A 26,033-nucleotide genomic window follows, 5' to 3' on the forward strand; every position below is an offset into this window, starting at 1 on the left:
GAGAAAAAGATGCCCTGGTACTTAGATAATGTTTATGAATTAAATAAAGAAGCGCCTTATACATTCTACCTTCCTAGTACAGATGTTTTGGAGAAATTAAAGGTTGGAGATTTGGTAAAACTCATTTTTGTATCTAAAAATGAGGAAGAAGATGGGTTTCATCGTGAAAGAATGTGGGTTGAAATTACTGAAAAAAATGAGAAGGAATTTGTAGGAGAACTGGACAATAATCCGTATCGTATAGATTTAAAAATAGGTGATACAATTTCATTTGGAATTGAAAATATATGTGATACGGAATATGATGACCCAGCTTCAAGTGATTGGGATTTCTATTTTGATGCGAAGGTAATTGTTAGTGATGATGTACTTGAAAAAAGAGAATTTAACTTTATGCTTAAAGATAATTCAACAGCAGAGGACGATCCAGATTGGTCAATTTTAAGTGGCTATGAAAGTGGTGATTATGTAAATAATCCTAAAAACTTTCAAATTATTTCAATTGGAGTTATTTTGAATATAGATGATTCTATTTTAAACTTTCTTGAGGAACCACCTTTATGTGCATATGAAAGAAATGATGAAGGTGAATTTTATAAGATTGAAGACTATGATTGGGATGCGTATTTAAATGGATAGAAGAATTTACTACTTTGTAAAGAAAAGTACATTTTGTTTCGGAATCATATTAACGTTATTTTTAAGTGGATGTATCAGTTTTGGTAAAGAAACTACAGATACAATTTACGTAATTCCTGAAGAATACGAAGGGGATTTGATTGTACTATATAACGTACCTGGTGCTGAGACGTTACAGGAAGAAGATGGATTTAGTGTTGTTACTTTTTCAGCTGACGGTATTGCTGTGACATCTACACAAAATATGAAATATGGTACAGTGAATGATATATATTACACAGTAAATAAAGAAGGGAAGCGTACGAAGCTTGATTCTAGCTGTATACGCCTTGCTTCAACTGGAAGTAGAACCGAAAATTCATGGGAATTCCCACTTGCAAACTTAGAAGTAACTCGTACAGCATGTTCTCAAGAATTTTCAGCAAATGGTAGAGAGGTACCTGAGAACCAGGAACATCCTGCTGAAAAGAAGATGAGAGATTTAATGCAGCATGTACAAGAGCAATATATGAATAAAGTGAAATAGTAAGTATGTTAGATGGAAGAAATTTATAAGTAGTATAAATTGAAGAGAATAGTAGTAAATGGAGGAGCTAATTATGCAACAAATTAAAAAAATAGGAAACTCATTTTGGTATATGACACCTGTTTCTGAAACAGATAGACCTATATTAGGAATGGTCGTTGGACAAGAAAAAACGGTAATGATTGATGCAGGGAATTCAGAAGAACATACACAATTATTTCTAGAAATGCTACAAGAAAAGAATGTATCAAAACCTAACTTCGTAGCATTAACGCATTGGCACTGGGATCATATTTTTGGATTGCCTGTACTACAAGATGCATTAACTATTGCGCATGCTGAAACGAAAAAAGAAATGCAGTCATTAGTATCTTATGAATGGACAGATGAAGCGTTGGATGCACGCGTAAAAGAGGGTACTGAAATTGCATTTTGTGCGGATTGCATCAAAAAAGAGTTTGAAGAAAAAGCAAGAAATATTAAAATCATTCCCCCGACCTTAACGTTCCAGGATCAAATTGAATTAGACCTTGGTGAAGTGACATGCGTGTTAAAACATGTCGGCGGAGATCATGCACATGATTCAGTTGTTATTTACGTGAAAGAAGAAAAGATATTATTTTTAGGAGACTGTATATATGCAGATATCTTTTCTTCAAAGTGGAACTATACGACGAAACGAACGTTTAAATTAATAGAAGAGTTGGAGGCATTTGATGCTGAAACCTATATTCTTTCTCATGGGACAGCTATAAGTCGGGCTGAGTTTTTACAAGAAATGCATTTGTTAAAAACAGTGGGAACTTATACAGAAATTCATAAAGGCGATGAAGAGAGCATAAAGGCAGCGTATAAACGAGACGTAGATAGAGAATTAAATGAAGATGAACTAGAAACAATAACGTTTTTTGTAAATGGTTATGAAATGGATAATCAGTAAGACACTACATGAATCAAATATAATTGTACGGTACAAAAAGAGTATTGAAATTTAATTCAATACTCTTTTCAATGGTTAAATAGCTGGTTTCAACCAATTTCTAAATATGGGGTTCAAAGTATGAAGTGATGTCTCTCTATTTATTTTTCGCATAGATAGTGGTTCAAGTAGAAGCTTTCTTCGCTAATTCAGTTATATAGCTGAAAAATGCATTGTGGTGTACATCAAATACTACATTTACAGGTCGTCCATCAACAGTTTCCACTGTACGCCCCTGGCTAGGTCCATATGTATGAACAATACTATAAATTGTTTGTAATTTTGCAAGGTCAGTTTTCCCGATAAGGGCAGCAGTTAATACATCCCACAAATAGTAAGTAGAGTTCGTTGAGAAATGAACGAGAGGAGGGACCATTGCATAGCATTGACCAAGGAAATCAATACCAATATATTTTCTCTCTTTTGCCCAACGTTCACGTATGTCTATAGTTAACGGAACTTGGTTTGTACTTTCTAGTGTCACTAAGTTAATTTTAATTTTTGATCCCCAAACACGAGCTACTGCTTCAGGGTCCCAAAACGAATTCCATTCAGCTGTTCCATCATGTTCTGGCTCATGTACATTGCCGGCAGTACGAAATGTGCCTCCCATCCAAATAAGGCGCTCAATTTTTTCTTCGATTATAGGTGCTTCATATAGTGCACGCGCTAAATCGGTAAGCGGACCTGTAAATAATAAAGTTGTTTTCTCTTCAGTTTGTAGTAGGGTTTCAATTAAGTGGTGATGTGCAGGTTTTGCCGCTATAGGTGTTACAACTTTTCCAGACTCATTTAAAATTGGTAAAGCATCTACATAAAATGCATGCATCCGCCAGTCTTTTGGAAATGGATTTTTCGCACGGGAATTTGATGCAGCTACTTCAATATTTCCTTTGCCGAAGCGATCAATAATTTTGCGACTTGCAGACAATGCTGGTTCTAAATAGCAATCTGCAGGGATAACTGAAACACCTGTAAGTTTGACATTATCCATCTGGAGTAGTAAAAATAGTGAAATTAAATCATCTACACCACCATCATGATTGAAGTACACTTTTTTCCCCATTATAATCTCCATCCTATACGATTTAGTTTGGAATTAGATATGAATTGCAGAAAAATCATCAATAATTTCCACCACTTCAATTTTTCCATTGATCAGTAACTCAGGAAGTTCATTACTAACGTTTCCTCTCCAATACTCTCTAGCTTGTTCAATTTTTTGAGAAAAAGGAATACCATCTTCTTTCGGTAAAAGATTTCCGTCACCTTCAAAACAATGTCCAATTACTCGTAGTTTAACAATCTGTAAAACTTCTCGATTGTAAGAATCAAATAATGCTTTCCATTTTAAAGTATCTCCATAGCTCTTTGCAGCATATAAACAAGATAATCGGGAAGGGTATTCAGGGAATTCTTGTAGTCTTACCATTTCTACAATCGTTTCTCTAACCGCTCTAATTGTTTGATCCATATAATTCATAACTACTTTAGCGTTTTCATTCTTTATAAGTAATCCTTCATTTGTATAATGTTCTTTTAAAATTTGCATAGTATCTTGACCGTTAGAATTTAAATGTTCTCTTTCAAAAAAGAAATGAAAGAGGGTATTCGTTTGATTTTTTTCGAAATGAATGATTTGTCCCATCTTCATTTTTTCCTTGTTACGATGTGATATGCGTAAAACTCTTGTTTATTCATGGTTATCCTCCTAGTAGTAACTATCAGGTATTACAAAGTTAAATTTAATAATTCAACATTGAGATATATAAAACCTTCATAAATAAAAGTAAGAATTTGAGCAGTAAGTAAAGAAAATATGATAACGCTTTAAATTTGTTCACAAAATGTTCACTTACGAAGAGGTTTCCACAATCGATATAATGACAAAGACTTAAACAGAAAGGATGATAGAAATTGCCAACAACAAGAAAGGAAAACCTCCAGTTTGGTATGATGATGTGCCTTGGGATGGTTATTGTAATGACGTTTTATAATTTAATACTGAACGGAATAGGAGGACCAATTCATATTAAGGAGATCGTATTAGAACTACTAATCGGATTCATTATTGCACTATTAATTGAAATATGTATCGTTGGGCCTTGTGCGAAAAAACTTGTATTTGCGTTACCGTTTGATAAATCGAATAAAGTAAATATTATTATTGCGATGGCGACAGCTATGGTAATTGGAATGGTTTTCTTTATGTCTTTTTACGGAATGGCTATGATGTATTTTCATAATGGATTACATGGTGAATCATTTGTTTCAATGTATTTCTCGATTTTTATTAAAAACTTCATTATGGCGTATCCATTACAATTAATTATTATGGGACCGCTTGTGCGTTTCATATTTGTAAAGTTTGTTTTGAAGAAGAAATCTGTTAATGTAGCGTAGTTATAATTATTTAAATTGTATATATTGATATTAAAATGAAAATGCATCTCAAATATTTTGAGGTGCATTTTTTTATGTTCATTCGCAGTTATTTTCATATTGATGTGACATTTGTCCTTTTGCCTATATAGGATTATAGCTTTTAATTAAGTCAGAAATAGAAGATTAGGAGATGATTTTTTGAAAGGCATTGTATTTGCTGTTTTAGCTGGCGTATTTATTACACTTCAAGGCACATTTAATGCGAAACTTAGTTCACATATTGGTATATGGTCGACGAGTATTATTACGCATTTTATTGGATTCCTTATTGCAACAACAATATTTTTGTTAAAGAAAGAAGAGAAAATAGCGGATTTGAAGAATGTGAAAAAAATATATTTAGTAGCTGGTGCACTTGGTGGGTTAATTATTTGTGCAGAAACAATAGCGATACGTTCAATGGGAGTTACAGTAACAGCTGGGACACTTATGGTTGCGCAATTGTTAACAGCAACTTTTATTGAGATGAAGGGATTATTCCAAATGAAAAAGATACAGATGGAGAGATATCATATTGTGGGAACAATAGTAATGATTTTAGGTATCGTTGTATTTAATATGTAAATGAAAGGAGGAAATGAAAGTGGAGCAAAGATCAGATTTAATTACCCGTTATTTGGAAACTAATAAAATGCTTGAAATTTTTTCAGAAATAGATACAGCTTATTTTCAATTAAATCATTTTGAAAAAGGCGAGCTTATTTGCAATATAGATGACAAAATGGATCGTTTATATTTTGTTGTTAAAGGTAAAGTAAAGGTTTATACGATTACACCAGAGGGAAAGAAACTGATTCTTCGTTTTATCAATCCATTAGCGGTTGTTGGTGATATTGAATTCATACAAAATAGCAAAGCGCATAATGCGGTAGAAGCTTGTTCAGAAGTTGTAGCGATCTCCATTTCTCATACGGTTATTAAAAATAAGTTTTTACAAAATCCTAAATTAATGAAGTTCTTGCTAGATAACATTGCGAACACGTTAAAAATATCGACTCGTTTTACAGCTCTTAATTTACTTTATCCAGTAGAAGTACGTGTCGCTAGTTATTTACTTTCTATTTCCACTGACAGTAACGGGAATATGTATAAAGAAGATTTGGATGCAACTTCAGTGTCAAGTATTGCGGATTTTATAGGAGTAAGTTATCGGCACGTAATTCGAGTGTTACAAAAATTTTATAAAGAAAAATTAATTGAAAAGAAAAATGGAATTATTGTAATTAAAGATTTTTTTAGAATGAAGGAAGTTGCTAAAAATAATATATATGAGCAATGAATAGGGGAGAGGGAATATGATTGGATTTAGTTTAGCTATAATAGCTGGCGTATTCATTAGCTTACAATCTGTTTTTAATGCAAAGGTAAATGAAAATGTAGGGCAGTGGTTAACAACAGCATGTGTTCTTGGAATAGGTCTCATAAGTTCTATTCTATTTTATATCATTACAGAACACAGTATTAGCATTAAAGTGTATACTACAAATTATTTGTTTTATGTAAGTGGATTGTTTGGCATCGGGTTAATTATTTGTATCATGGGTGCAATAAAGAGTTTAGGTCCAGCGTATACGGTGTTAATTAGCCTTATTACTCAATTAGTTGTTGCGTTATGTATTGATACATTCGGATTATTTGGAATGGAGAGCATTCCATTGCAAATAAATAAATTAGTTGGGATAGGTCTATTAATTATGGGGATAGGAATTTTTAAAAATCTATTTTCGAGTAAGAAAACTATTCTTATAAATGCGGATAAGCAGTAATGAATATATTTTTGTGAAGAGTTTACATCTATACAATACAATTATAAGTCAGTAACTAAAGCGGTTGAAAAATAAGTGAAGAAGACCTTGAAAACTTAAGGTCTCCTTTACTTATTTTCTATTGAACTGCACATGAACAAACTTCAACATCTTTATTAAGTTTACAATTCTCATCATTATACGCGTACTACCATCCCACTCTTTATTTGTAGGTATATCTTTAAAGAAAGGAGAGCAGCTTAATACTTTTATGGTAGAAGACCATTTTGCTATTGATTTTGGATTGTTTAAATAAAAATGCATCATTGCGCCGTTATTACCGGATTTCTTTACAGTAGCATTTGAAAGGTTCAGTGCAAATTTTGATTCAGCGTCAAAGTATAATTCGCCTCCAGGGAAACGTTTTGACATAGCGACTATGATTTTCTTCAAATCCTCTTCTTTAAAGTAATAAAACACGCCAGCTGATATAAAAAGAATACCATCGTCTGGATTATATTTTATATCGTCAAACCAAGAGGTATCAAAAAATGATTTAGCGATGCTCATGTTTCTTGGTGTATCTTCAATTAATGTTTTTCGAAATGAAATAGCATCGGGCAAATCAAGATTATACCAATGTATCGTACCGTTATCAATTCTAGAAAAAGTAGTGTCTAGTCCAGAACCTATATTTACAATAGTAGCATTTGGATGTTTTATAATGAATTTTTTTATCGTATCATCAATTTTTCGTGCGCGAGTAATGTATGTGATACATCCGTATTCACCAAATGTATTTGCTATTGAGGAGAAGTCGAAATCACATTCTTTAATAATACGAATAGCCTCAGTATCATCTAAAATAGCTTTATTGTTCTCGCTTCCATACGCACGTCCCCATAGCGGAATAAGCATCGTACCTTGTACTGAATGTATATCTATATCTTTAACCATGAAACCGTCCTCCATGTAATGAAAAATTATTTGTATTCTTAATCGTTATGTAACATTTTTGAGAGCATTTTATTTGTTTTATACAATCCGTAAGTTAAATCACGTTGATCTTCTTCACTTAGTTTCTCAAGGTTTTGAGTAAAGTTATTATATATTTGTTTCCATCTCTCATAATGTACCTTTTCAGCTTTTTCTGTTAGAGAGATTAATATAGCTCTTTTGTCTACCGTATCTTGTTTTTTTATAATGTATCCGTTTAATTCTAAATTACGAACTGTTACGCTTAATTGTTGTTTAGGAATGTTTAAATAACTGGCAATCATTTTTAAATTTACAGGCATCTTTTGTTGTGCGATATATTCGACTACGTGTTGTTCTATATGTGTAAATTCAGATGATTTTTCCGATAATAATTTGAAAGTGCCTGACATATTTAATAACAAATTCATGTATTCGTTTAATAATTCGTTTTGGGTCATCATTTTCGCTTCCTTTATGCATTTAGTAATTATTTTATTACTATTTTAATGGTAAATCAAATGATTTAATCTATTATAGTAAATTAATGTTTACTATATTTTTTTTGAGAAAATTATATGAATTGAAATAGAAGAGTATGAGAGATGTTTTTAGGAGAGGAGAGTATGACCGGAAAGGAAATATTACTAAATACAAATAAGTAATGCATGCAATGTCTTTTTCAGTTATTATGTTGTAAATAATTTTATGTTAAAATCTTTTACATAATGAAATAAAGGGGTAGTATTCTATGGGTTATTTCTCAAACAGTTTATTAGTTTTGTTTGTCCTGATCGTTTGTAGCTGTATGATTTTTGGTTGATAAAATAATGATAGATTTATATAAAAGAAGTTAACTGAGGTGAAGTTAACTTCTTTTTATTTTATGTTGAGAAGGAATTATATTGTTCTTATGGAAGTTTGTTTAAGTTAATTTCATATTAAGGCTAATTTTATGCAGTACAAACGAGAAAATAAGGAGTATTCACATGAATAATAGTATAAATTACACAATGGAACACCCGACAGATTTCAATGGATTATTAGCGTTATATGAATCTTTAGGATGGAATTCGCTTCAATTAACGGTTAACGAGTTAGAACAAATGTGTAAACAAAGTTGGTATGCAATGTATGCTTTTGATGATAAGAAATTAGTAGGGATGGGGCGTATTATATCGGATGGTGTAATTACGGGTGTTATTTGTGGTGTTTGTGTATTGCCAGAGTATCAGTCCATAGGTATCGGAAAAGAAATAGTAAAGCGATTAATCCGGCACTGTGAACAAAACAAGGTTATTCCCCAACTTATGTGTGTGGAAAAATTGCAATCTTATTATGAATCTATAGGATTTGAGACATTTTCTGTTGGAATGACAAAACATATAATAAGATAGTGGGGATTCTTCTTTTTTGGTTATTTATATATTTTTTTAATAAAAGAGCATGTTTGAAAAAATTCAAACATGCTCTTTTATTAAAGTAAATTAATTTAATATTAATGACCTAATCCGTTCCGATAAAAAGAAACAATTTCTTGTGCTAATTCATCTATATTGGCAAGAATAGGATTTTGATTTTCATCTTTAAAATTCCCAATTGATAATAAAGATACGAAAGCATGAGCAGCAAATGTAGCGTTTCCTTTCGGGATTTCTCCAATTTTCATTGCATGATCCAGTGCTTTTTCTAATACTTCATACATGTTGTCTTCAGCGCCTTTTAATTGCTTCAATTGTTCTTCAGATAACGACAGTTTTGCATCTTTCATAAAATTCTTCATATCAATATCCATCGTTGCATGTAAGTAGACTTTAGCGAAGTCCAATAATCTTTCTTCCAGGTTTTTATTTGTAGAGAGTATTTGGTGCATATTCTCTCGTATACGTATCATCATTTGAAGCATTGTAGCGGTAAATAAATCGGCTTTTGTTGAATAGTAATAGTAGACGGTTGCTTTCGTAACACCACAAACTTTTGCGACTTCATCCATGGAAACGACTTGATAATTTTGAGTAAGAAATAACCGAGTTGCAACTTCTAAAATCATTTCTTTTTTAGATTTTGTATTTTTATTTTGACGTGGCCTTCCAAGAGGACGTTGTTTTTGTTCCAAATCCATTCGCTCCTGACATGTATTGTTGAGATAATTATAACACAAATTTTTATTCATTCTTGATTAATTAACCGACCAGTATATATAATTAATATTGGAGGAAAAAAGGGAAGGTGGGATTTTTATGAAAAAGCACCCGTTACATATGTTAGGAAGGCTTGTAGCAGGGAAGCATACGCAATGGATAACTTTATCGGTATGGATTCTTATTACATTAGTACTTTCATTTACGTTGCCACAAGTAAACAGTACGAAAGAACCTAATCCGAAAAATTTACCTGAAACAGCTATGTCACAGCAAGCGGAAGCACTAATGAAAAAAGAATTTCCTAATAATGCAGGAAATCCGTTGTTGGTAGTATGGTATAGAGATGGTGGATTACAGTCACAGGATTATAAGCTCATACAAGATGTTTATAAAGAGTTAAAAGCTAGTCCTTTAAAGGAACAATCAACGTTACCACCATTTGATACAATCCCGGAACAAGTATTATCAAAAAGTGCATCAAAAGATGGTACATCATTTGTTACACCGGTATTCTTTAACAAGTCAGCTGGAACAGATATATTAAAAGGAAATCTTGATGATTTAAGAAACATAGTGAATAGTAAGGTCGATGAAGATCCATTTAAACAAAAAATAAGTGAGTCTGGTTTACATGTTCGATTATCTGGACCTGTAGGTATTCAAACGGATGCAGTTAGTTTATTTAGTCAAGCAGATGTGAAATTATTAATTGCAACTGTACTACTCGTATTAGTCCTATTAATTTTACTGTACCGTTCACCAATTTTAGCAATTTTACCTTTACTTGTTGTTGGCTTTGCATACGGTATTATTAGTCCGACTCTTGGTTTTTTAGCTGATCACGGATGGATTAAAGTAGATGCTCAGGCAATATCAATTATGACTGTACTATTGTTTGGTGCTGGGACGGATTATTGTCTATTTTTAATTTCGAGATATAGAGAATACTTGCTAGAAGAAGAAAGTAAATATAAGGCATTACAACTTGCAATTAAAGCTTCTGGCGGAGCAATTATAATGAGTGCGTTAACTGTTGTACTTGGATTAGGAACATTATTACTTGCTCAGTATGGTGCCTTTCATCGATTTGCAGTACCATTTAGTGTTGCTGTATTCATAATGGGCATTGCTGCTTTAACAATTTTACCAGCGTTATTATTAATTTTTGGTAGAGCTGCATTCTTCCCATTTATACCGAGAACAGCTTCAATGAATGAAGAATTTGTAAGAAAGAAAAAGAAAGTCATAAAAGTTAAAAAATCAAAAGGTGCCTTTAGTAAAAAACTTGGAGATGTTGTAGTACGAAGACCGTGGACAATAATAATGCTCACTGTATTTGTATTAGGTGGATTGGCATCATTTGTACCACGTATTCAATACACATATGACTTACTAGAATCGTTCCCTAAAGATATGCCTTCACGTGAAGGGTTTACGTTAATTAGTGATCATTTTTCAGCTGGTGAACTAGCGCCAGTAAAAGTTGTTGTTGATACGAAAGGAAAAGAGCTTCCTATAAAAGAAGAACTAGAGAAATTTTCTTTTGTAAATACAGTTAAAGACCCAAAAGAGGGTAAAGAAAATAAGCAAATACAAATGTATGAGGTTTCTTTAGCTGAAAATCCATACTCAATTGAAGCGTTAGATCAAATTCCTAAATTGAAAAATAGTGTAGAAAAAGTATTAAAAGATGCTGGGGTTAATAATGCAGAAGATCAACTATGGATTGGCGGAGAAACAGCGTCATTGTATGATACTAAGCAAATTACGGAACGTGATGAATCAGTTATCATTCCAGTAATGATTAGTATTATAGCGTTATTGTTACTTGTTTACTTACGATCAATTGTTGCGATGATTTATTTAATTGTAACTGTTGTATTATCGTTCTTCTCGGCATTAGGAGCAGGGTGGTTATTACTTCATTATGGTATGGGAGCGCCGGCCATTCAAGGTGCAATACCGTTATACGCATTTGTATTTTTAGTTGCTTTAGGTGAAGATTATAATATCTTTATGGTTTCAGAAATATGGAAAAACAGAAAGACACAAAATCATTTGGATGCAGTAAAAAATGGGGTTATACAAACAGGTAGTGTCATTACATCAGCAGGTTTAATTTTAGCCGGAACTTTTGCGGTTTTAGGTACACTTCCAATTCAAGTTCTTGTTCAATTTGGTATTGTAACTGCAATTGGTGTACTACTAGATACGTTTATTGTTAGACCGTTACTTGTACCAGCAATTACAGTTGTTCTAGGACGCTTTGCTTTTTGGCCAGGAAAGCTTTCAAGAAAGAGTGAAGAAGTACAAAAGGTGGATGCATAGTTAAGAAAGCCAAGGATATGTTCCTTGGCTTTCTTCTATGTAGTCCATTAATTTTTTGAATTTAAATCTTCAGTTTCAGTGTGATCAGCATCTTCAATAGTAGTTTCTGGCATTCCATATAAGCCGTTCATTGCTTGTTCTTCGATATTAAGATTTGCAGTATTATCATTTTGAATAGGTGTAGCGTTTTCGGTAACAGTTTCTTTTTTATTTACATTTTTGTTATTCATGTAGGCATCCTCCGAATTTCATTTGATTTATTTATAGTATGTGGATGTATTTCTAGAAATATGTGAACGGATTTTTGCAGATGTTATATAATTAAATAAAAACTTGAGGATAAATTTAAATTGAAAGGAGTGAAAAATTGTGGTGAGAACAAGAAAGTTAGCCTTCTAAAATAAAATGAAATTGTAGGAGGCTATTAAAATGAGGTTTCATATAATTGACAGAGAAAATTGGAATAGAGAGCAGTATTTTGAACATTATTTAAAGTTGAAATGTACGTTTAGTGTGACTGTGAATGTTGATATTACGAGGTTATTAAAGGAATTACATCAAAAGGGAATAAAATTTTATCCCGTTTTTATATATTTAATTTCTAGAGTAGTAAATAATCATAAAGAATTTCGCACATGTTTTAACGATGAAGGAGTTTTAGGATATTGGGAGGTAATGATACCAAGTTATACAACCTTCCATAAAGATGATAAATCTTTTTCAAGTATATGGACGGATTATTCTAGTGATTTTCACATTTTCTATAAAAACTATGAAGAAGATATGAGATGCTATACTAATGTACATGGTCTCTTCACGAAAGAGAATATTCCGCCAAATGTTTTTCCGATTTCTAGCATACCTTGGGCTAGTTTTACTGGATTTAATCTAAATATTAATAATGATGGTGATTTTCTATTACCGATTATAACTTGTGGGAAATATTTTAATGAAGAGAATAAGGTTATGCTACCAGTTTCATTGCAAGTTCATCATTCGGTTTGTGATGGATATCATGCGAGTCGATTTATAGAGGATTTACAGAAGTTAAGTAATAGTTGTAACGAGTGGCTTAAGTAATATCTAATTTTTAATTATACACAATTGAAAATGAAAAACAGAAGAGAACATGTTTATATAGCGTGGTCTCTTTTTTATTCATTAATATAAATAAATAGTGGAAGATATAGGGTGATTTGTAGTTTAATAGTAAATAAGGTGATTGGTTTTAATTTTCTGTATTTTATATCTGTATCATTCACAAAACATATTATTTTGTAACAATAAAGGGGAAAACAAAAATGTCAATAATATCTATAGAAAAAGCTACAATTTTAGATGCTGAAAAGTTAACAGAAATAATGACAAAAACATTTGATGAAGAAGCAAAACGATGGCTATCCGGTCAAGGTGATGTTATTGACTATAACATCCAACCACCAGGTTATTCTTCAGTTGAAATGATGAAATATTCGATTGAAGAATTGGATTGTTACAAAGTGATAATGGATGGAAAAATAATCGGGGGCATTATAGTTACGATCTCAGGTAAGTCATATGGCCGAATTGATCGTATTTTTGTAGATCCTGTGTATCAAGGAAAAGGAATTGGATCATATGTAATGAATTTAATAGAAGAGGAATATCCAAGCATAAGGATTTGGGATCTCGAAACATCTAGTAGACAATTTAATAATCATCATTTTTATAAAAAAATGGGCTATGAAATAATTTTTAAATCTGAAGACGAGTATTGTTATGTAAAAAGAATCAATGTAGAGACAGCTGAAGTGAACCTAATTAAAAATAAAGATTTGAAAAATAGCCAATACGAAAACTGTAATCTGGTTAATACAGAATATTATCAAGTGAATTTAAAAAATAGTGCATTTGTTGGTAGTAATATAATGCATTTGAATATGAGTAATTGTAATGTAGGTCAATCTAAGTTTAGAAATATCAATTTTAAAAGGTCTTTATTTGCAGATTTAAATCTTTCTGGTGGTAATTTTAATTTGGTGACATTAGGTGGAGTTCAATTTAAAAATACAAGTCTTGGAGATGAGAAGGAACCTATTATATTCGATAATTGTGAGTTAGAAGGTAGTGTAATACATAATAGTAATTTGAAAAATGTTGAAATAGAAAATTGTGATATAACCGGTATGAAAGTAAATGGTATTCCAATTGAAAAGCTGCTTGCGTTATATAATAAAGTAAAAAATTAACCGGTATATATGTAGATAAGCTGTTCGTAAATCTAATGTTATGCCGAAATAATTATGTAAAAATAATATAAAGAAATAAAGGAAAGAAGGGGTTTTATGCAGGAGGATAGAGAATATATTGTTATGAATATGGAGGGAAGAAAAAATGGGGATAAAAGTAAGGGCGGTAGAAATACAAGATGCTAGAGCGATTCACCGTATATGCATACAAGATGATGTTTTACCTTATATGGTTTTCTTGCCTAGTATGCGTGTAGATGCAATGGAAAATAGAATTCGAAATTTAGCGCCAAATCAATTTGAATTTGTTGCAGAGTATGATGGGGAAGTTGTTGGATTTGTTGGGTTAACTCAAAGTCCAGGCCGTAGATCTCATTCGGGTGATTTATTTATAGGGGTAGATAGTCAATATCATAATAAGGGTATTGGGAAAGCACTTCTTACAAAAATGCTTGATTTAGCTGATAATTGGTTAATGTTAGAGCGAGTAGAGCTTGGTGTTTTAGAAACGAATCCGAAAGCGAAGTCACTATATGAAAAATTCGGATTTGTAGAAGAGGGAGTAAAGATAGGGAATTTGAAGGCTCACGGAAAGTTTATTAATGAAATAATGATGAGTCGTTTTAGACCTGATGGTTTAATCGTACATAACGAATAGTGAAAAGCATGACATTTTACTGTCATGCTTTTTTGTTAGTTGCGATTCGGCAGTTTTGGTTGCATTAAAAATAATGCTAAACCAATGAAAATAACTGTAATACCTAGTCCTTGTTGTAAAGAAATAGTCTCATTTAATATAAAGTACGCTAGTATACAAGTCCCAATCGTTTCTCCTAAAATACTCATAGAAATAACAGTAGCGCTCATCCATTTTAGTAACCAATTGAATATCGTTTGACCTAAAATCGTAGCAATGAAAGCTAAGCCAATAAAGCACAACCAAGTTTGTGTAGAGTAATGGATGAAAGATTCTTGCTGCATGTAGGCAAATATACCGAGAAAACAGGCGCTACTTCCATAACTAATTACCGAATATGGTATAAGTGATAAATCTTTACGAACATGTTGGCTAATGAAAAAATAAGCGGTAATAATTCCGGCCGCAATAAATGCTAAAATATCTCCGTATAATGCTTCTCCGCTAATTTGGAAGTCTTGCCATCCGATGACGATACTTCCTGAAATAGCGATGAGGCAACCAATAACCGCTCCTTTCGTAAATCTCTCTTTAAATAGAAAGTAACCACCAATCATTGAAAATAAAGGTTGTAACGTTACGATAACTGTAGAACTCGCTACAGAAGTATATTGTAATGATTCAAACCATAGTACATAATGTGCAGCTAAAAATAGCCCGGATATGAATCCGAATCCCCATTGTCTTCTTGTTACTGTTATTAGCTCGTTTCGATTATTTTTATTAAATAGTAATAACGGTAATAGAATCAGTGCAGCAAAGAATAATCGATAAAAAGCAACGATAGCCGCAGGAGCGTCTGCTAATTTTACAAAAATTGCTGAAGTTGATAGGGCGAATACGCCGAAAAATAAGATGCAATATGAAAGAATAGGTGATTTCACAGTTTGTTCCTCCGATACAATGTTTATTATAATAAACTTAATACGATATAATGTACAAAAGTAAGTATATAAGTCCCTAAGACGATAGGAAAGGATTATTTGCTTTTGTTTACTATGTCAGCACAAAGACAGCGAAAGATGCAATATGATGGACGAAAGGAAGTTTTTACTATGATCCATGATAGACTCGGACAAACTGTATTAAGTTATCGTAAGAAAAATAATATGACAATTCGTGAATTTGCTGATTATGCAGGGATTAGCACGTCACTAATTAGTCAAATTGAAAGAGGACATGCGAATCCTTCTTTAAGTGTATTGGAATTAATTGCGAAAGCATTAAATGTACCATTATTTACACTTTTTATTAATGAAATCGATACAGATTCACTCATTTCTAAGAAAAAAGATCGAAAAAAAGTATATCGGGAAAACAATGATCACATTGTATATGATGTATTAACACCGGATTTTATGAAAGCTCGTATTGAAATGTTAATGATGGATTTAAATAAACAAGCAAAAACAACGGAAAGTCATTATTCACATGAAGATAAGGAAGAGATTGCTGTTGTCATGAAAGGAGAAGTGTATGTGGAGTTAGAAGGAAAAGAATATTTTTTAGAAGAAGGCGATGTTGTACGTATTCCGCCAAATGTGAAACATCGTTTTTTAAATAAAAGTGATGAATCTAATCATATTTTATTTGTATTGACGCCATCTTTAGGATGAGTATAAAGTGATGGGGGATAAAAAGATGGAAAATAAAACTGTCTTAAGAGATGGCCTTTCAATTATTTCTCAATGCAAAAGACAAACAAATGATATTTGGCATGCACATTTCGGAGCAGCTGCAATTGCTAGTTATTTTTTCATAAAAGATAACAATATGGAAGAAGAAATAACTCGTAATATGTATTCCCAAACAAAGAGGATGCTGAACAAGCATAACATATGTGAAATTATTGATAGTAAAGAAGAAATTGATTTTCAAAGTGCTGAAAGAATGATTATAAAATCATTGGAACATACAATTGATGAACTTCATTGGGTGGGGCATAATGTCATTTATGCGGCATTAAGTTTATTAGCTATGAAAGAGTTACAAAAATGGGGCGATAATCAAGAGATTGAAGGGATTACTAACCTTATAATATCGTTTCGAAAAACAATTCCTGGTAGATCGTGGATTGGATTTACAACAAAGGAAGTAAAACAATTAAGTATAAAAGAAGAGATAGAAAGTGAATTAAGAAATCCAGAACAATTATCTACGTTTATTTTAAAAGAGCTTTCGCAATTTAATATTATTTATAGAGCGGAAGCACACCATGACTTAATTGGTCATTTACTAACTTTTTCTCATGCAATTAATATTATGTACGACTTAGGTCATAGAGATATATTCCAACGAGGGATACGTCCGCTGTTAAAATTAGTATACGTGTTACGTGCTAGTCAAAACTTAACGTCAAATAGTGAAATAACTTTACACTCACCGATAGATGGTTTACCTTTAGTCGAAGCTAAACGTGCTCATATATTACCAACAGAAAATCAATTTTGGCTAAAAGACTATGGTGAATTTGATTGGGACTTCGGACATACCTTTAAATTCTCATATAGTTACTTTGACCATATTAAGAGAGCTCCAAAATATAAAGATATAACATTAGAGAAATTCCGATTTGTTATTCATACGTAATGAAGTTTGATGAATTGGAAAAAGGGCTAAATATTAAATTTCTTTGTTGATAGTATATTATTTTTACATTTGTAAGATTTTACATGCGTATTTTACTTTTACTAATTATGTAAATAGGCTATACTAAAATACATACATTTTAGTATTGGAGAGAGAAGTAAAACGACATGGAATTAATGAAATTGGAAAAAGTCATTGAAATAAAGAAAGAAGAACTTTTATATTTAGTATCGGATTACGGAATTCAACATGAAAAAGTATTAGCATTAAGCCAAGAAATAGACAAATTAATTAATTACTTTATGTTTTTAAAATAAAAAGAATTATGACAGGATTTGGAAATGTTATAGTTCTTTTTTATTTGGAAATTTAGATATATATTCTATATAATGTTAATTAATAGAATATTCAATTTGGAAGGAAGGGCATAAATGATATTACATACGTACATTTCAGGCGAGGGTGAACCGATTGTACTTTTACATTCTGGTGGTATGACAGGTTTAGTGGAATTCGAAGAGCAGGTAGTATTTTTTCAAGAAAAAAATTATCAAGTCATTCGTCCTGATTTAAGAGGGCATGGAAAGTCAGGGGGGGCATTGGAGAATTTTTTCCTACGTTCTGTAAAGGATTTACATGATACGTTAGTGCATTTACAAATTGATAGATGTCATATAGCTGGTGTTTCTCTAGGTGGATTAGTCGCTTTATTATTTGCAAAAAAATATCCGGATAAAGTGAGAACATTAAGTTTTTCAGGTATCTTTCCGGTTAAGAGAGAAAATTGGGAGGAGTCTCAGGAGTATGAAGCGAAGTGTCATCAGCAATTGATGGGAAATGAAGAAATTGTAACTTATATGAATCAAATTCATGAAAAAAGTGATTGGAAAGCATTACTTGAATCGTGGCAAGTTAAAGATTGGTATCCATTTGGTGAAACTGGTGAAGTAGCTAATCTTCAAGTACCTACACTTTGTATAGCTGGGGGAGATTCAGAAGATGAAGTTACAGCTGCTACAACGTTCAAACAATTAAACGACAATATACATATTGCTGTAATTCCGTTTGCTGGTCATTTAGTGCACAATGATCAACCGGAAATCTATTCGAATATATTGTCTAATTTCTTACAGAATGCGCAAGCTGCTAGTCGAATATAAGGACTTTTGGGTATAATAAGAAAGGAATTATTAATTGTATCGGTTAGGAGCGCAGCACATATGAAAACAGTTGTTGTTATCGGTGGAGGTATAACGGGACTTTCTACTATGTTTTATTTAGAAAAATTAAAAAAGGATTATAATGTTGATTTAAATTTAATCCTTGTAGAAAAAGAAGAGTATTTAGGCGGTAAAATCCATAGTGTAGAAGAAAAAGATTTTATCATGGAATCAGGAGCAGATTCTATCGTTGCTCGTAATGAACATGTTTTACCGCTTGTAAAAGATTTAAATTTAGAAGAAGAAATGGTATATAACGAAACGGGTATTTCTTACATATATTCTGATAATACTTTACATCCAATTCCTTCTGACACTATTTTTGGCATACCGATGAGTGTCGAATCGTTGTTTAGCAGTACGCTAGTATCAACGAAAGGGAAAATTGTTGCTTTAAAAGATTTCATAACGAAAAATAAAGAGTTTACAAAAGATACTTCACTTGCTGTATTTTTAGAAAGCTTTTTAGGGAAAGAATTAGTGGAAAGACAAATTGCCCCAGTGCTTTCAGGTGTATATTCTGGTAAATTGAATGAACTTACTATGGCATCGACATTACCGTATTTACTGGAGTATAAAAATAAATATGGAAGTATCATTAAAGGTTTTGAAGAGAATAAAAAACAGTTTCAATCAGCAGGAAACAAAAAGTTCGTATCATTTAAAGGTGGGCTATCTACGATTATTGATCGTTTAGAAGAGGTGCTGACTGAGACAGTAGTTAAGAAAGGCGCTATAACGACAGCTGTAAGGAAACAAGGTGATCGCTATGAAATTTCCTTTGCAAATCACGAATCAATCCAAGCTGATTATGTTGTTGTAGCAGCTCCGCATGATATCGCCGAAATTTTATTACAGTCTAATGAGTTAAACGAGCAGTTTCATACATTTAAAAACTCATCTCTTATTAGTATTTACTTAGGATTTGACATACTAGATGAACAATTACCGGCGGACGGCACAGGATTTATCGTAATGGAAAACAGTGATTTGCATTGTGATGCTTGTACATGGACAAGCCGGAAGTGGAAACATACATCTGGAAAACAAAAGCTATTAGTAAGAATGTTTTATAAGAGTACCAATACAGTATATGAAACGATTAAAAATTATAGTGAAGAAGAATTAGTACGAGTCGCTTTATATGATATTGAAAAGAGTCTCGGAATTAAAGGTGAACCAGAAGTAGTTGAAGTTACAAATTGGAAAGATTTAATGCCGAAATATCATTTAGAACATAATCAAGCGGTTCAAACATTAGAAGAAAAAATGACGGACCTTTATCCTAATGTATACTTAGCTGGTGCTTCATATTACGGTGTCGGAATTGGTGCATGTATTGGAAATGGAAAGAACACTGCAAATGAAATAATGGCAACATTGCATGAACCGTCAAATTAATAATACATATATAAATAAAATGTCCCTCCAGTATATTGGAGGGACATTTTATTTATTTCACTTGAATTGAGACCTTTTTATTTGTTGAATTATTCTCAGTAATTGTTAAGGTTATGTTTCCGGATTCTTTAAATGAATATGATGAGAGTTGATAGAGTTCTTTTATATTATGTTGCTCTTTTAATTTATTGGCAGGAATTAATGTTATGTTCGGTTTCCATGTTTCCTGTTTACCGGAAGGATAATTTACTATTATTTCTGGATTATTTAATTGCATTGGTTTCCAAGAGGCAAAATATAGTTCAACTTCTGTATCTTTTTTTAGTAATTCTTCTGAGAAATATCCAACTTCTCCAACATTACCGAAAACAGTAAAGTTTTGATTTTGTAGTGTGATATCTAAATGTTTAGGTTGATATGTTGCTGCGTGATAGATTCCATATGAAAGAGAAACAGTGGCTGCGATTAAAATGCTGATTGAAAAAGTTTTAAAGCCATTACCTTTAAAACTAGTCATCATAAATGAGTTTGGGGCGAACTTTTTTGCGAATAAAAAAATGAATAATATGAGTAAGAGGGATAAGCCGATGAATATATACATAGAATATTTACACCTCCACAATAAAATATGACGTTAACTATATTTTACCATAAATGTATGGAGGAGGGGGTGTTTTAGTAGGGGGAAATGAGTAAGGAATCGAAATTATTAGACATATTATTACGAGCGGAATGATGGAAATGAAAAAATAAAATACATTTTAAAAATATAGAATAAAGAGATGATCAAAGTACTTTGATCATCTCTTTATTTTTTCTATTCATGCAAAAGAAAGAAGGGTAACTCTTAGTTCGTATTGAATTAAGAGGATAAGCTTCTCTAGAAATATTTGATTAATGGGACATTGAGGACTTTCCTAATTATAAATACTTTTTCTGCTATAATGAATGTGTAGAAAGAAAGGAGTGATCCTGTGGCATTTCCTATATTAGAAACAGAACGATTACGTTTAGTTGAAATAGAACAATCTTATTGTCAAAAAATATATGAAATTTTTTCATTGGATGAAGTAACTTGTTATTATGGTATGAATTCTTTTACAGAGTTTGGACAAGCTTCACGTATGATTGAATCTTTTTCAAAAAATTACTTCGAGAAAAAGGCAATACGATGGGGGATTGTATTAAAAGAAACAAATACTTTAGTAGGTACAATAGGATTAAATAATTTACAGCTATGGAGTAAACGATCTGAAATTGGATATGACTTACATCCTCGTTATTGGGGTAATGGTTATGCGTCAGAAGCAGCACAAGAAATCATCCATTATGGATTTCAAGATTTAGGCTTATTTAGAATTGGAGCTATTACATATCCTGAAAATGTTACTTCTTGTAAAATGTTATCTAAAATAGGCTTTCATAAGGAAGGGTTATTACGTGGATACATTCATCAAGGAAATAAGCAACATGATGCACTATTGTATTCTATAGTTCGAACGGATGTAGAGAATATAAATTTATAATAAAAAACCCCTCTTATAAAAGAGGGGTTAAGTAAAAAATTAACCTAATTTAGGTAATAAACGTTCTCCGCTTTTCATGCTACTTTTACATAAAGGGCATTTAGGCTCTTCTTCAAATGAAAAGTTCTTTCTCATCCATCCTAAACAATCATCTGCTTCACATTCCCAAACAGGCGTTTGTTCTGGTGGTACCTCTGCTACATCGTTCTTTCGATTGCGATACATATAACCACTCCTTTTATGTAAAAAATTTTAGTTATATATTAAAAAGGTTGTTAACCGAGCTGGTAACAACCTTTTTATTGTTTGAATTATAGCTTTACAACGTTTTTAGCTTGAGGTCCACGGTTACCGTCTTCAACTTCGAAGCTAACTTCTTGACCTTCGTCAAGAGATTTGAAGCCGTCGCCAGTGATAGCTGAGAAGTGAACGAATACATCGTTACCGTCTGCAACTTCGATGAAACCGAAACCTTTTTCGCTGTTAAACCATTTTACTTTACCTGTTAATGTCATGGTAATGCCTCCTAAAATTTAAAAAGATTACAATATGATCGGCCTTATTTGAATGAAAAATAAAAGTTCACATATTATCAAAAACCCATAAGGAGTACAAAATGTTCCAGATTGATACTTGATAATATGCAAAGAAAATATAGTGTTAAATTGACCTTAATTACTATCTTACAACAAATGGTGGGAAATAGCAAGTGCTGGTAATACCAGTGAATAATCTTGGTGATAATAGTAAAACGCACAAAGTCATCTCTTTTATTTATATATTATTCCAAATTTGGGTTTATGCTAAACATTGAATATTTTTATTGGAAATTTGTGTTAGGAAAACGATATATAGTATAAGAATAGTGTTGATGTATGTGTTAAGGAGGCGAGAATATTGCAATTTAAAATAATTGAAGCAGCCAAAGAGGGAAGAAAAAAAGTTCATCCAATATTCGCTGTTATACTTGCAATTGTATTTTTAACTTTAGGTGAATTGTTCATGTTATTTATGTTGTTTTTACCGAAAGCAGAAACACTTTTAATGAAGGCAATTTATAGCGATATTGAGATGGTATTGACGTTTGGAGGTGCTATATTTTTTGTTTTTTTATGGATTAGATTCGTAGAAAAAAGATCAATTTCATCCATTGGTTTTTGGAGAAATCAATGGATAAGAAAATATTTGAGAGGTGCATTAATAGGTTTTGTCTTCATTTCAATACCAGTCATGCTACTTTTATTAACAGGAAATGTACAACTACAAATGCAACAAATTACACCAACCGCCATATTTGGAATTGTGGGGTCTTTAGTTGCTTTTTTAATACAAGGTGCAACAGAAGAAATAGTTGTTCGAGGTTGGTTATTTCCAGTCCTTTCTGTTAGAAGCCGTATATGGATCGGAGTTGTTGTGACTTCTTTTTTATTTGGCTTTCTTCATTTACTAAATCCAGGTATTACAATTCTTTCAATTTCGAATATAATATTAGTTGGTATATTTGCAGCTTTTTATGTTTTGAAGGACAGTAGTCTTTGGGGAATATGCGCGTGGCATTCGTTGTGGAACTGGGCACAGTTTAATATTTATGGCTTTGCAGTAAGTGGAATGACGATGTATTCTACGCCACTCTTTAAACCTGTAACAAACGGATCGGAATTCCTTCATGGAGGCTCGTTTGGAATTGAGGGGAGTATCATAACAACAATCATGCTTTCTATAGCTTCAATTGTATTATGGAGACAGTTATGGGGGAAAAAAGCGAAGCAAAGAGATTTAAGTTAATGAAAGTGGGAGAAACAATGGGGATTATAGCGTTTGAGGGAGCAAGTGCTGTTGGTAAGAGCAGCACTTGTCGTGAGTTAGAAAAAAATTATGGTGCTTATATTATACCTGAAGTGAATTTTTTATTTGAAAGACCAAAAAATGAGCATACAACCTGGTATTTTGAAAAACAAGTAGAGCGCTGGAAAATAGCAGTGCAGAAGTCAGAGCAGTATGAATTAGTAATACTTGATGGTGATATTTATCAGCCACTTAGTTATAATTGGTGTTTCCATTTTGATGTATTTAATCAGCCGTTATCTTTAATAGAAAACTTTTATAAAGAAAAGCTGATACATGGGGAGATTGGTTTTCCTGATCAATATTTTTATTTATATACGAATGATGAAGAACTTAGAAAACGGAAAGAATCTGACGAGACAAAAAGAAGAAGAAACTTTGAAAAACATTTACATATATCAAAATCGTTTCAACGTTATTATGAAAATTTAAATACCGTTACAGACGGTTACTGCAAAATAATTGAAGCGAAAAGTGTAAAAACGAATGAACTAGAAATTGTAAATAACTTAAACATTTTACATGTGTGTGAAGAGAGTCGTTTTGATGTTTCGAGGTTAGATGCGATTACGAAGTGGTTAAAAGAAAATCGCGCGTAAAAAGAACGAGTACCTTATAAGGTACTCGTTCTTTTTATGCATATTGAATATGTAAGTTCGTTTCATAAATTGTTTTTAAAATTTGTAAGTTTGCTTCTTCATTTTTCTTAATGGCATTTGTATATGTAGCTAGAAAGAGCTGAGAAGGATAAATCGGTAGTTCACCGCAAATATCAATACCATAGACATTTTTATCTCTAATAAGAGCATGAATATATTTTAAAAGTGAAGAGAGTTTCATATGTCCTTGATCCCAATTTGTAACTCATATTTATTCATCTTCTTTATATGTAGGCTAGCATATATTTTTATAAAGTAAAAATGAAATGCTTAGAGGTGGATTTGCATTTGAAATAGATGGGTTATTTTTACAGAATAATCTTTCAATTTATAAAGGAAAGAAATATAATATAAGGAAATGTATATGTGGTTCAGGAAATAGAGACTATGTAATAAATGAAAATGAGACTTGAAAAAAGTAGATAAAGATTAACTACTTACCAAAACTCAGTTGATCCAATCAATAATCAATATCTCGAGTTATTATTTGTGAAAGGAGAATAAATGTAAGGATGAAAAAGATTATAATTTCAGATCTTGATGGGACTTTATTAAAAAGTGATAAAACAATTTCAGAAAAATCTATTAATATTTTAAGAGAATGTAAAAATAATGGAGACGAATTGATTTTTGCTACAGCAAGGCCGCCAAGAGCTATAAAACAGTATATTCCAGACGTGTTAAAGAGTGAGATTATCATTTGTTATAACGGGGCTCTAGTTCTTAAAGGGAATGATATTTTATATGAAATGAAGATTTCTAAAAATAACGTTTTAGAAATCATAGAAATAGCAAAAAAGTATAATCTTCATGAGATTTGTCTTGAAATAGGTGATAAGTTGTATTCGAATTTTGATGTTACTGATTATTTTGGTAATATACCAAGTGAAATTATGGATGTAAGAGATTTAGACTTTGAAAAAGCTTCTAAAGCAATTATTTGTACTAAAGACTCAATAAGCAAGAAATTCATTAAAGAATTGCCTCTTGAATGCAAGGCAGTCATTACAGATGACGGGACATTGTGCCAAATTATGCATGCAGAAGTTTCAAAATGGAATAGTATTCAATATGTTTTACAGCACTTAAATCGAGACGTATCCGAAGTTATTGCCTTTGGAGACGACTACAATGATATGGAAATGATAGAGAAGTGTGGGATTGGTGTAGCGATGAGCAACGCTGTTGAGGAATTAAAGGCAGTCGCTAAATTTATTGCTAAAAGTAACGATGAGGATGGAGTTGCTACATTTCTAGAAAGTAAAAGTTATGTTTATGTTAACTAGTATGAAAAAAATTGTAGTAAGCAGCGAAAAGAGAGATGCTGCATCTGTTTTTGATAAATAGATATTACGAAATGGGATATGCGGGAGGAAACAAGCAAGATGAAAACATTATTTAAAATAATAGGTATAATAGCTGGTATGGCGGTAATAGGAGTAGGTGTAACATATGGTATGCTGTATTATATGAATAATAGTAAACCAGCTGCGAAAAAGGCATCACCAGCTGCTCCAGCAGCAGAGGTACTAGCTGATAGTAATGTAAAAGCTGAAGATGCAAAGCTTTTAGAAAATGGCAATCATTCATTACCAAATAGCGGCTTTAATAAAAATTTCAAGTGGACAGATGAGAACATACAGACAGCTTTACATGAAATGGCACATCAAAAAACGAAAGCTGATCAAAAGTGGGGTTATATTTTTATCACACAAGAACGTATTGAAAGTTTACTTGATATTGTAAAGAGTAATAATCTAGTACAAGGAAATACATATGCAGACATTTTAGAGAGATGGAAACAAGGGAAATATGAAAAGATGGACGCGGATCACAATAAGATTTGGAAATTACAAAGCGGGAATTTAGGCGAAGGGAAAGGAGTACTGTCAGAAGCGGAACAAAAAGAATTAATCAATCAATTGTTTATGCAAAAAGGTACATATTCAGGCAGTAAATTAATTGCAGGTGGAGAACAGACTAATAAATAAGAAGTATGTTGATTTTGAAACACCTTTGTTGTTATAAATACAAAGGTGTTTTTGTTGACACAAGAAAAAAATGGGAATATGATTCATATGTGAAAT

31 protein-coding genes and 2 pseudogenes are annotated in these 26,033 nt (G+C 32.0%); 22 read left to right on the forward strand and 11 right to left on the reverse strand.

Annotated elements, in window-relative coordinates; genetic code table 11:
- The first annotated feature begins 9 nt into the window (after positions 1-9).
- From ACHZK0_RS11435 to ACHZK0_RS11445, 3 genes are all read left to right on the forward strand, one after another.
- Positions 10-639, forward strand: coding sequence for an immunity protein Imm33 domain-containing protein (locus ACHZK0_RS11435; RefSeq protein WP_262742799.1), 630 nt, complete (start codon positions 10-12; stop codon positions 637-639).
- On the forward strand, positions 632-1,165 hold the full coding sequence (locus ACHZK0_RS11440; RefSeq protein ID WP_262742800.1) for a DUF6843 domain-containing protein: 534 nt from the start codon (positions 632-634) through the stop codon (positions 1,163-1,165). The genes ACHZK0_RS11435 and ACHZK0_RS11440 overlap by 8 nt, the downstream gene beginning before the upstream one ends.
- A gap of 73 nt (positions 1,166-1,238) precedes the next feature.
- On the forward strand, positions 1,239-2,105 hold the full coding sequence (locus ACHZK0_RS11445; RefSeq protein WP_395761564.1) for an MBL fold metallo-hydrolase: 867 nt from the start codon (positions 1,239-1,241) through the stop codon (positions 2,103-2,105).
- A gap of 163 nt (positions 2,106-2,268) precedes the next feature.
- Here ACHZK0_RS11445 and ACHZK0_RS11450 read toward each other — a convergent pair whose 3' ends face one another.
- Both ACHZK0_RS11450 and ACHZK0_RS11455 read right to left on the reverse strand, forming a co-directional pair.
- Positions 2,269-3,210, reverse strand: coding sequence for a nucleoside hydrolase (locus tag ACHZK0_RS11450; RefSeq protein WP_395761565.1), 942 nt, complete (start codon positions 3,208-3,210; stop codon positions 2,269-2,271).
- 33 nt (positions 3,211-3,243) lie between these two features.
- A pseudogene (locus tag ACHZK0_RS11455) lies at positions 3,244-3,845 on the reverse strand (DUF2441 domain-containing protein).
- 216 nt (positions 3,846-4,061) lie between these two features.
- Here ACHZK0_RS11455 and ACHZK0_RS11460 point away from each other — a divergent pair.
- From ACHZK0_RS11460 to ACHZK0_RS11475, 4 genes are all read left to right on the forward strand, one after another.
- Positions 4,062-4,547, forward strand: a complete 486-nt coding sequence (locus tag ACHZK0_RS11460; protein ID WP_262742803.1) for a DUF2798 domain-containing protein — start codon at positions 4,062-4,064, stop codon at positions 4,545-4,547.
- Between the two features lie 180 nt (positions 4,548-4,727).
- Positions 4,728-5,153: a DMT family transporter gene (locus ACHZK0_RS11465; RefSeq protein WP_098374815.1), complete on the forward strand. Its 426-nt coding sequence runs from the start codon at positions 4,728-4,730 to the stop codon at positions 5,151-5,153.
- 19 nt (positions 5,154-5,172) lie between these two features.
- Positions 5,173-5,868 carry a Crp/Fnr family transcriptional regulator gene (locus tag ACHZK0_RS11470; RefSeq protein ID WP_395761566.1) on the forward strand — a complete coding sequence of 232 codons (696 nt, stop codon included), beginning with the start codon at positions 5,173-5,175 and terminating at the stop codon, positions 5,866-5,868.
- Positions 5,869-5,884: 16 nt separating this feature from the next.
- Complete coding sequence (locus ACHZK0_RS11475) at positions 5,885-6,355, forward strand: DMT family transporter (protein ID WP_395761567.1); 471 nt, start codon at positions 5,885-5,887, stop codon at positions 6,353-6,355.
- 111 nt (positions 6,356-6,466) lie between these two features.
- Here ACHZK0_RS11475 and ACHZK0_RS11480 read toward each other — a convergent pair whose 3' ends face one another.
- Complete coding sequence (locus ACHZK0_RS11480) at positions 6,467-7,291, reverse strand: class I SAM-dependent methyltransferase (protein WP_395761568.1); 825 nt, start codon at positions 7,289-7,291, stop codon at positions 6,467-6,469.
- A gap of 38 nt (positions 7,292-7,329) precedes the next feature.
- Positions 7,330-7,770, reverse strand: a complete 441-nt coding sequence (locus ACHZK0_RS11485) for a MarR family winged helix-turn-helix transcriptional regulator (RefSeq protein ID WP_262742811.1) — start codon at positions 7,768-7,770, stop codon at positions 7,330-7,332.
- 528 nt (positions 7,771-8,298) lie between these two features.
- Between ACHZK0_RS11485 and ACHZK0_RS11490 the strand changes: the two genes are divergently transcribed.
- Positions 8,299-8,706: a GNAT family N-acetyltransferase gene (locus ACHZK0_RS11490; RefSeq protein ID WP_395761569.1), complete on the forward strand. Its 408-nt coding sequence runs from the start codon at positions 8,299-8,301 to the stop codon at positions 8,704-8,706.
- A gap of 101 nt (positions 8,707-8,807) precedes the next feature.
- Here ACHZK0_RS11490 and ACHZK0_RS11495 read toward each other — a convergent pair whose 3' ends face one another.
- The gene (locus ACHZK0_RS11495) at positions 8,808-9,425 is read right to left on the reverse strand and encodes a TetR/AcrR family transcriptional regulator (protein ID WP_262743108.1); all 618 of its coding nucleotides are present in this window, start codon (positions 9,423-9,425) and stop codon (positions 8,808-8,810) included.
- 124 nt (positions 9,426-9,549) lie between these two features.
- On the opposite strand from ACHZK0_RS11495, the gene ACHZK0_RS11500 reads away from it, so the two are divergent.
- Positions 9,550-11,781 carry an MMPL family transporter gene (locus ACHZK0_RS11500; RefSeq protein ID WP_395761570.1) on the forward strand — a complete coding sequence of 744 codons (2,232 nt, stop codon included), beginning with the start codon at positions 9,550-9,552 and terminating at the stop codon, positions 11,779-11,781.
- 47 nt (positions 11,782-11,828) lie between these two features.
- Here the strand turns inward: ACHZK0_RS11500 and ACHZK0_RS11505 are convergent, their stop codons facing one another.
- On the reverse strand, positions 11,829-12,011 hold the full coding sequence (locus tag ACHZK0_RS11505) for a DUF4021 domain-containing protein (protein WP_063261091.1): 183 nt from the start codon (positions 12,009-12,011) through the stop codon (positions 11,829-11,831).
- A gap of 199 nt (positions 12,012-12,210) precedes the next feature.
- Here ACHZK0_RS11505 and catA point away from each other — a divergent pair, with 199 nt between their 5' ends.
- The 3 genes from catA to ACHZK0_RS11520 all read left to right on the forward strand — a co-directional run bounded on the left by catA (position 12,211) and on the right by ACHZK0_RS11520 (position 14,667).
- Positions 12,211-12,861, forward strand: coding sequence for a type A chloramphenicol O-acetyltransferase (gene catA, locus ACHZK0_RS11510; protein WP_395761571.1), 651 nt, complete (start codon positions 12,211-12,213; stop codon positions 12,859-12,861).
- Between the two features lie 203 nt (positions 12,862-13,064).
- Positions 13,065-14,009: a GNAT family N-acetyltransferase gene (locus tag ACHZK0_RS11515; RefSeq protein ID WP_395761711.1), complete on the forward strand. Its 945-nt coding sequence runs from the start codon at positions 13,065-13,067 to the stop codon at positions 14,007-14,009.
- A 145-nt stretch (positions 14,010-14,154) separates the two neighbouring features.
- Positions 14,155-14,667: a GNAT family N-acetyltransferase gene (locus tag ACHZK0_RS11520; RefSeq protein WP_270344042.1), complete on the forward strand. Its 513-nt coding sequence runs from the start codon at positions 14,155-14,157 to the stop codon at positions 14,665-14,667.
- Positions 14,668-14,702: 35 nt separating this feature from the next.
- Here ACHZK0_RS11520 and ACHZK0_RS11525 read toward each other — a convergent pair whose 3' ends face one another.
- Positions 14,703-15,590, reverse strand: coding sequence for a DMT family transporter (locus ACHZK0_RS11525; protein ID WP_395761572.1), 888 nt, complete (start codon positions 15,588-15,590; stop codon positions 14,703-14,705).
- 171 nt (positions 15,591-15,761) lie between these two features.
- Between ACHZK0_RS11525 and ACHZK0_RS11530 the strand changes: the two genes are divergently transcribed.
- From ACHZK0_RS11530 to ACHZK0_RS11550, 5 genes are all read left to right on the forward strand, one after another.
- Positions 15,762-16,322 carry a helix-turn-helix domain-containing protein gene (locus ACHZK0_RS11530; protein ID WP_063261085.1) on the forward strand — a complete coding sequence of 187 codons (561 nt, stop codon included), beginning with the start codon at positions 15,762-15,764 and terminating at the stop codon, positions 16,320-16,322.
- Positions 16,323-16,347: 25 nt separating this feature from the next.
- A complete protein-coding gene (locus ACHZK0_RS11535; RefSeq protein WP_262743104.1) occupies positions 16,348-17,295 on the forward strand; it encodes a hypothetical protein in 948 nt (315 codons plus the stop codon).
- Between the two features lie 167 nt (positions 17,296-17,462).
- Complete coding sequence (locus tag ACHZK0_RS11540; RefSeq protein ID WP_088313100.1) at positions 17,463-17,612, forward strand: aspartyl-phosphate phosphatase Spo0E family protein; 150 nt, start codon at positions 17,463-17,465, stop codon at positions 17,610-17,612.
- A 114-nt stretch (positions 17,613-17,726) separates the two neighbouring features.
- The gene (locus ACHZK0_RS11545) at positions 17,727-18,455 is read left to right on the forward strand and encodes an alpha/beta fold hydrolase (protein ID WP_262743103.1); all 729 of its coding nucleotides are present in this window, start codon (positions 17,727-17,729) and stop codon (positions 18,453-18,455) included.
- A gap of 60 nt (positions 18,456-18,515) precedes the next feature.
- Positions 18,516-19,916 carry a protoporphyrinogen oxidase gene (locus ACHZK0_RS11550; RefSeq protein ID WP_270608129.1) on the forward strand — a complete coding sequence of 467 codons (1,401 nt, stop codon included), beginning with the start codon at positions 18,516-18,518 and terminating at the stop codon, positions 19,914-19,916.
- A 52-nt stretch (positions 19,917-19,968) separates the two neighbouring features.
- Here the strand turns inward: ACHZK0_RS11550 and ACHZK0_RS11555 are convergent, their stop codons facing one another.
- Positions 19,969-20,517: a hypothetical protein gene (locus ACHZK0_RS11555; protein WP_270344039.1), complete on the reverse strand. Its 549-nt coding sequence runs from the start codon at positions 20,515-20,517 to the stop codon at positions 19,969-19,971.
- A gap of 373 nt (positions 20,518-20,890) precedes the next feature.
- On the opposite strand from ACHZK0_RS11555, the gene ACHZK0_RS11560 reads away from it, so the two are divergent.
- Positions 20,891-21,442: a GNAT family N-acetyltransferase gene (locus tag ACHZK0_RS11560; RefSeq protein WP_061679057.1), complete on the forward strand. Its 552-nt coding sequence runs from the start codon at positions 20,891-20,893 to the stop codon at positions 21,440-21,442.
- 39 nt (positions 21,443-21,481) lie between these two features.
- On the opposite strand, the gene ACHZK0_RS11565 is transcribed toward ACHZK0_RS11560, so the two are convergent.
- Together ACHZK0_RS11565 and cspD are read right to left on the reverse strand one after the other, a co-directional pair.
- A complete protein-coding gene (locus ACHZK0_RS11565; RefSeq protein WP_061679056.1) occupies positions 21,482-21,667 on the reverse strand; it encodes a cold-shock protein in 186 nt (61 codons plus the stop codon).
- Positions 21,668-21,753: 86 nt separating this feature from the next.
- Positions 21,754-21,957, reverse strand: coding sequence for a cold-shock protein CspD (gene cspD, locus ACHZK0_RS11570; protein WP_000176365.1), 204 nt, complete (start codon positions 21,955-21,957; stop codon positions 21,754-21,756).
- A 382-nt stretch (positions 21,958-22,339) separates the two neighbouring features.
- Here cspD and ACHZK0_RS11575 point away from each other — a divergent pair, with 382 nt between their 5' ends.
- Both ACHZK0_RS11575 and ACHZK0_RS11580 read left to right on the forward strand, forming a co-directional pair.
- On the forward strand, positions 22,340-23,227 hold the full coding sequence (locus tag ACHZK0_RS11575) for a CPBP family intramembrane glutamic endopeptidase (protein WP_262743100.1): 888 nt from the start codon (positions 22,340-22,342) through the stop codon (positions 23,225-23,227).
- A complete protein-coding gene (locus ACHZK0_RS11580) occupies positions 23,227-23,886 on the forward strand; it encodes an ATP-binding protein (RefSeq protein ID WP_262743109.1) in 660 nt (219 codons plus the stop codon). Before ACHZK0_RS11575 ends, ACHZK0_RS11580 begins: the two co-directional genes overlap by 1 nt.
- Positions 23,887-23,920: 34 nt before the next feature.
- Here ACHZK0_RS11580 and ACHZK0_RS11585 read toward each other — a convergent pair.
- Positions 23,921-24,151: pseudogene (locus tag ACHZK0_RS11585) on the reverse strand (arginase family protein); the annotation flags it as partial.
- A 307-nt stretch (positions 24,152-24,458) separates the two neighbouring features.
- Here ACHZK0_RS11585 and ACHZK0_RS11590 point away from each other — a divergent pair.
- Both ACHZK0_RS11590 and ACHZK0_RS11595 read left to right on the forward strand, forming a co-directional pair.
- Positions 24,459-25,232 carry an HAD family hydrolase gene (locus ACHZK0_RS11590; protein WP_270344037.1) on the forward strand — a complete coding sequence of 258 codons (774 nt, stop codon included), beginning with the start codon at positions 24,459-24,461 and terminating at the stop codon, positions 25,230-25,232.
- Positions 25,233-25,331: 99 nt separating this feature from the next.
- A complete protein-coding gene (locus ACHZK0_RS11595) occupies positions 25,332-25,937 on the forward strand; it encodes a PRK06770 family protein (RefSeq protein WP_395761573.1) in 606 nt (201 codons plus the stop codon).
- Positions 25,938-26,033: the final 96 nt, after the last annotated feature.

This window comes from Bacillus sp. 3G2 (assembly GCF_044324725.1).
GTDB classification, from domain to species: domain Bacteria; phylum Bacillota; class Bacilli; order Bacillales; family Bacillaceae_G; genus Bacillus_A; species Bacillus_A mobilis.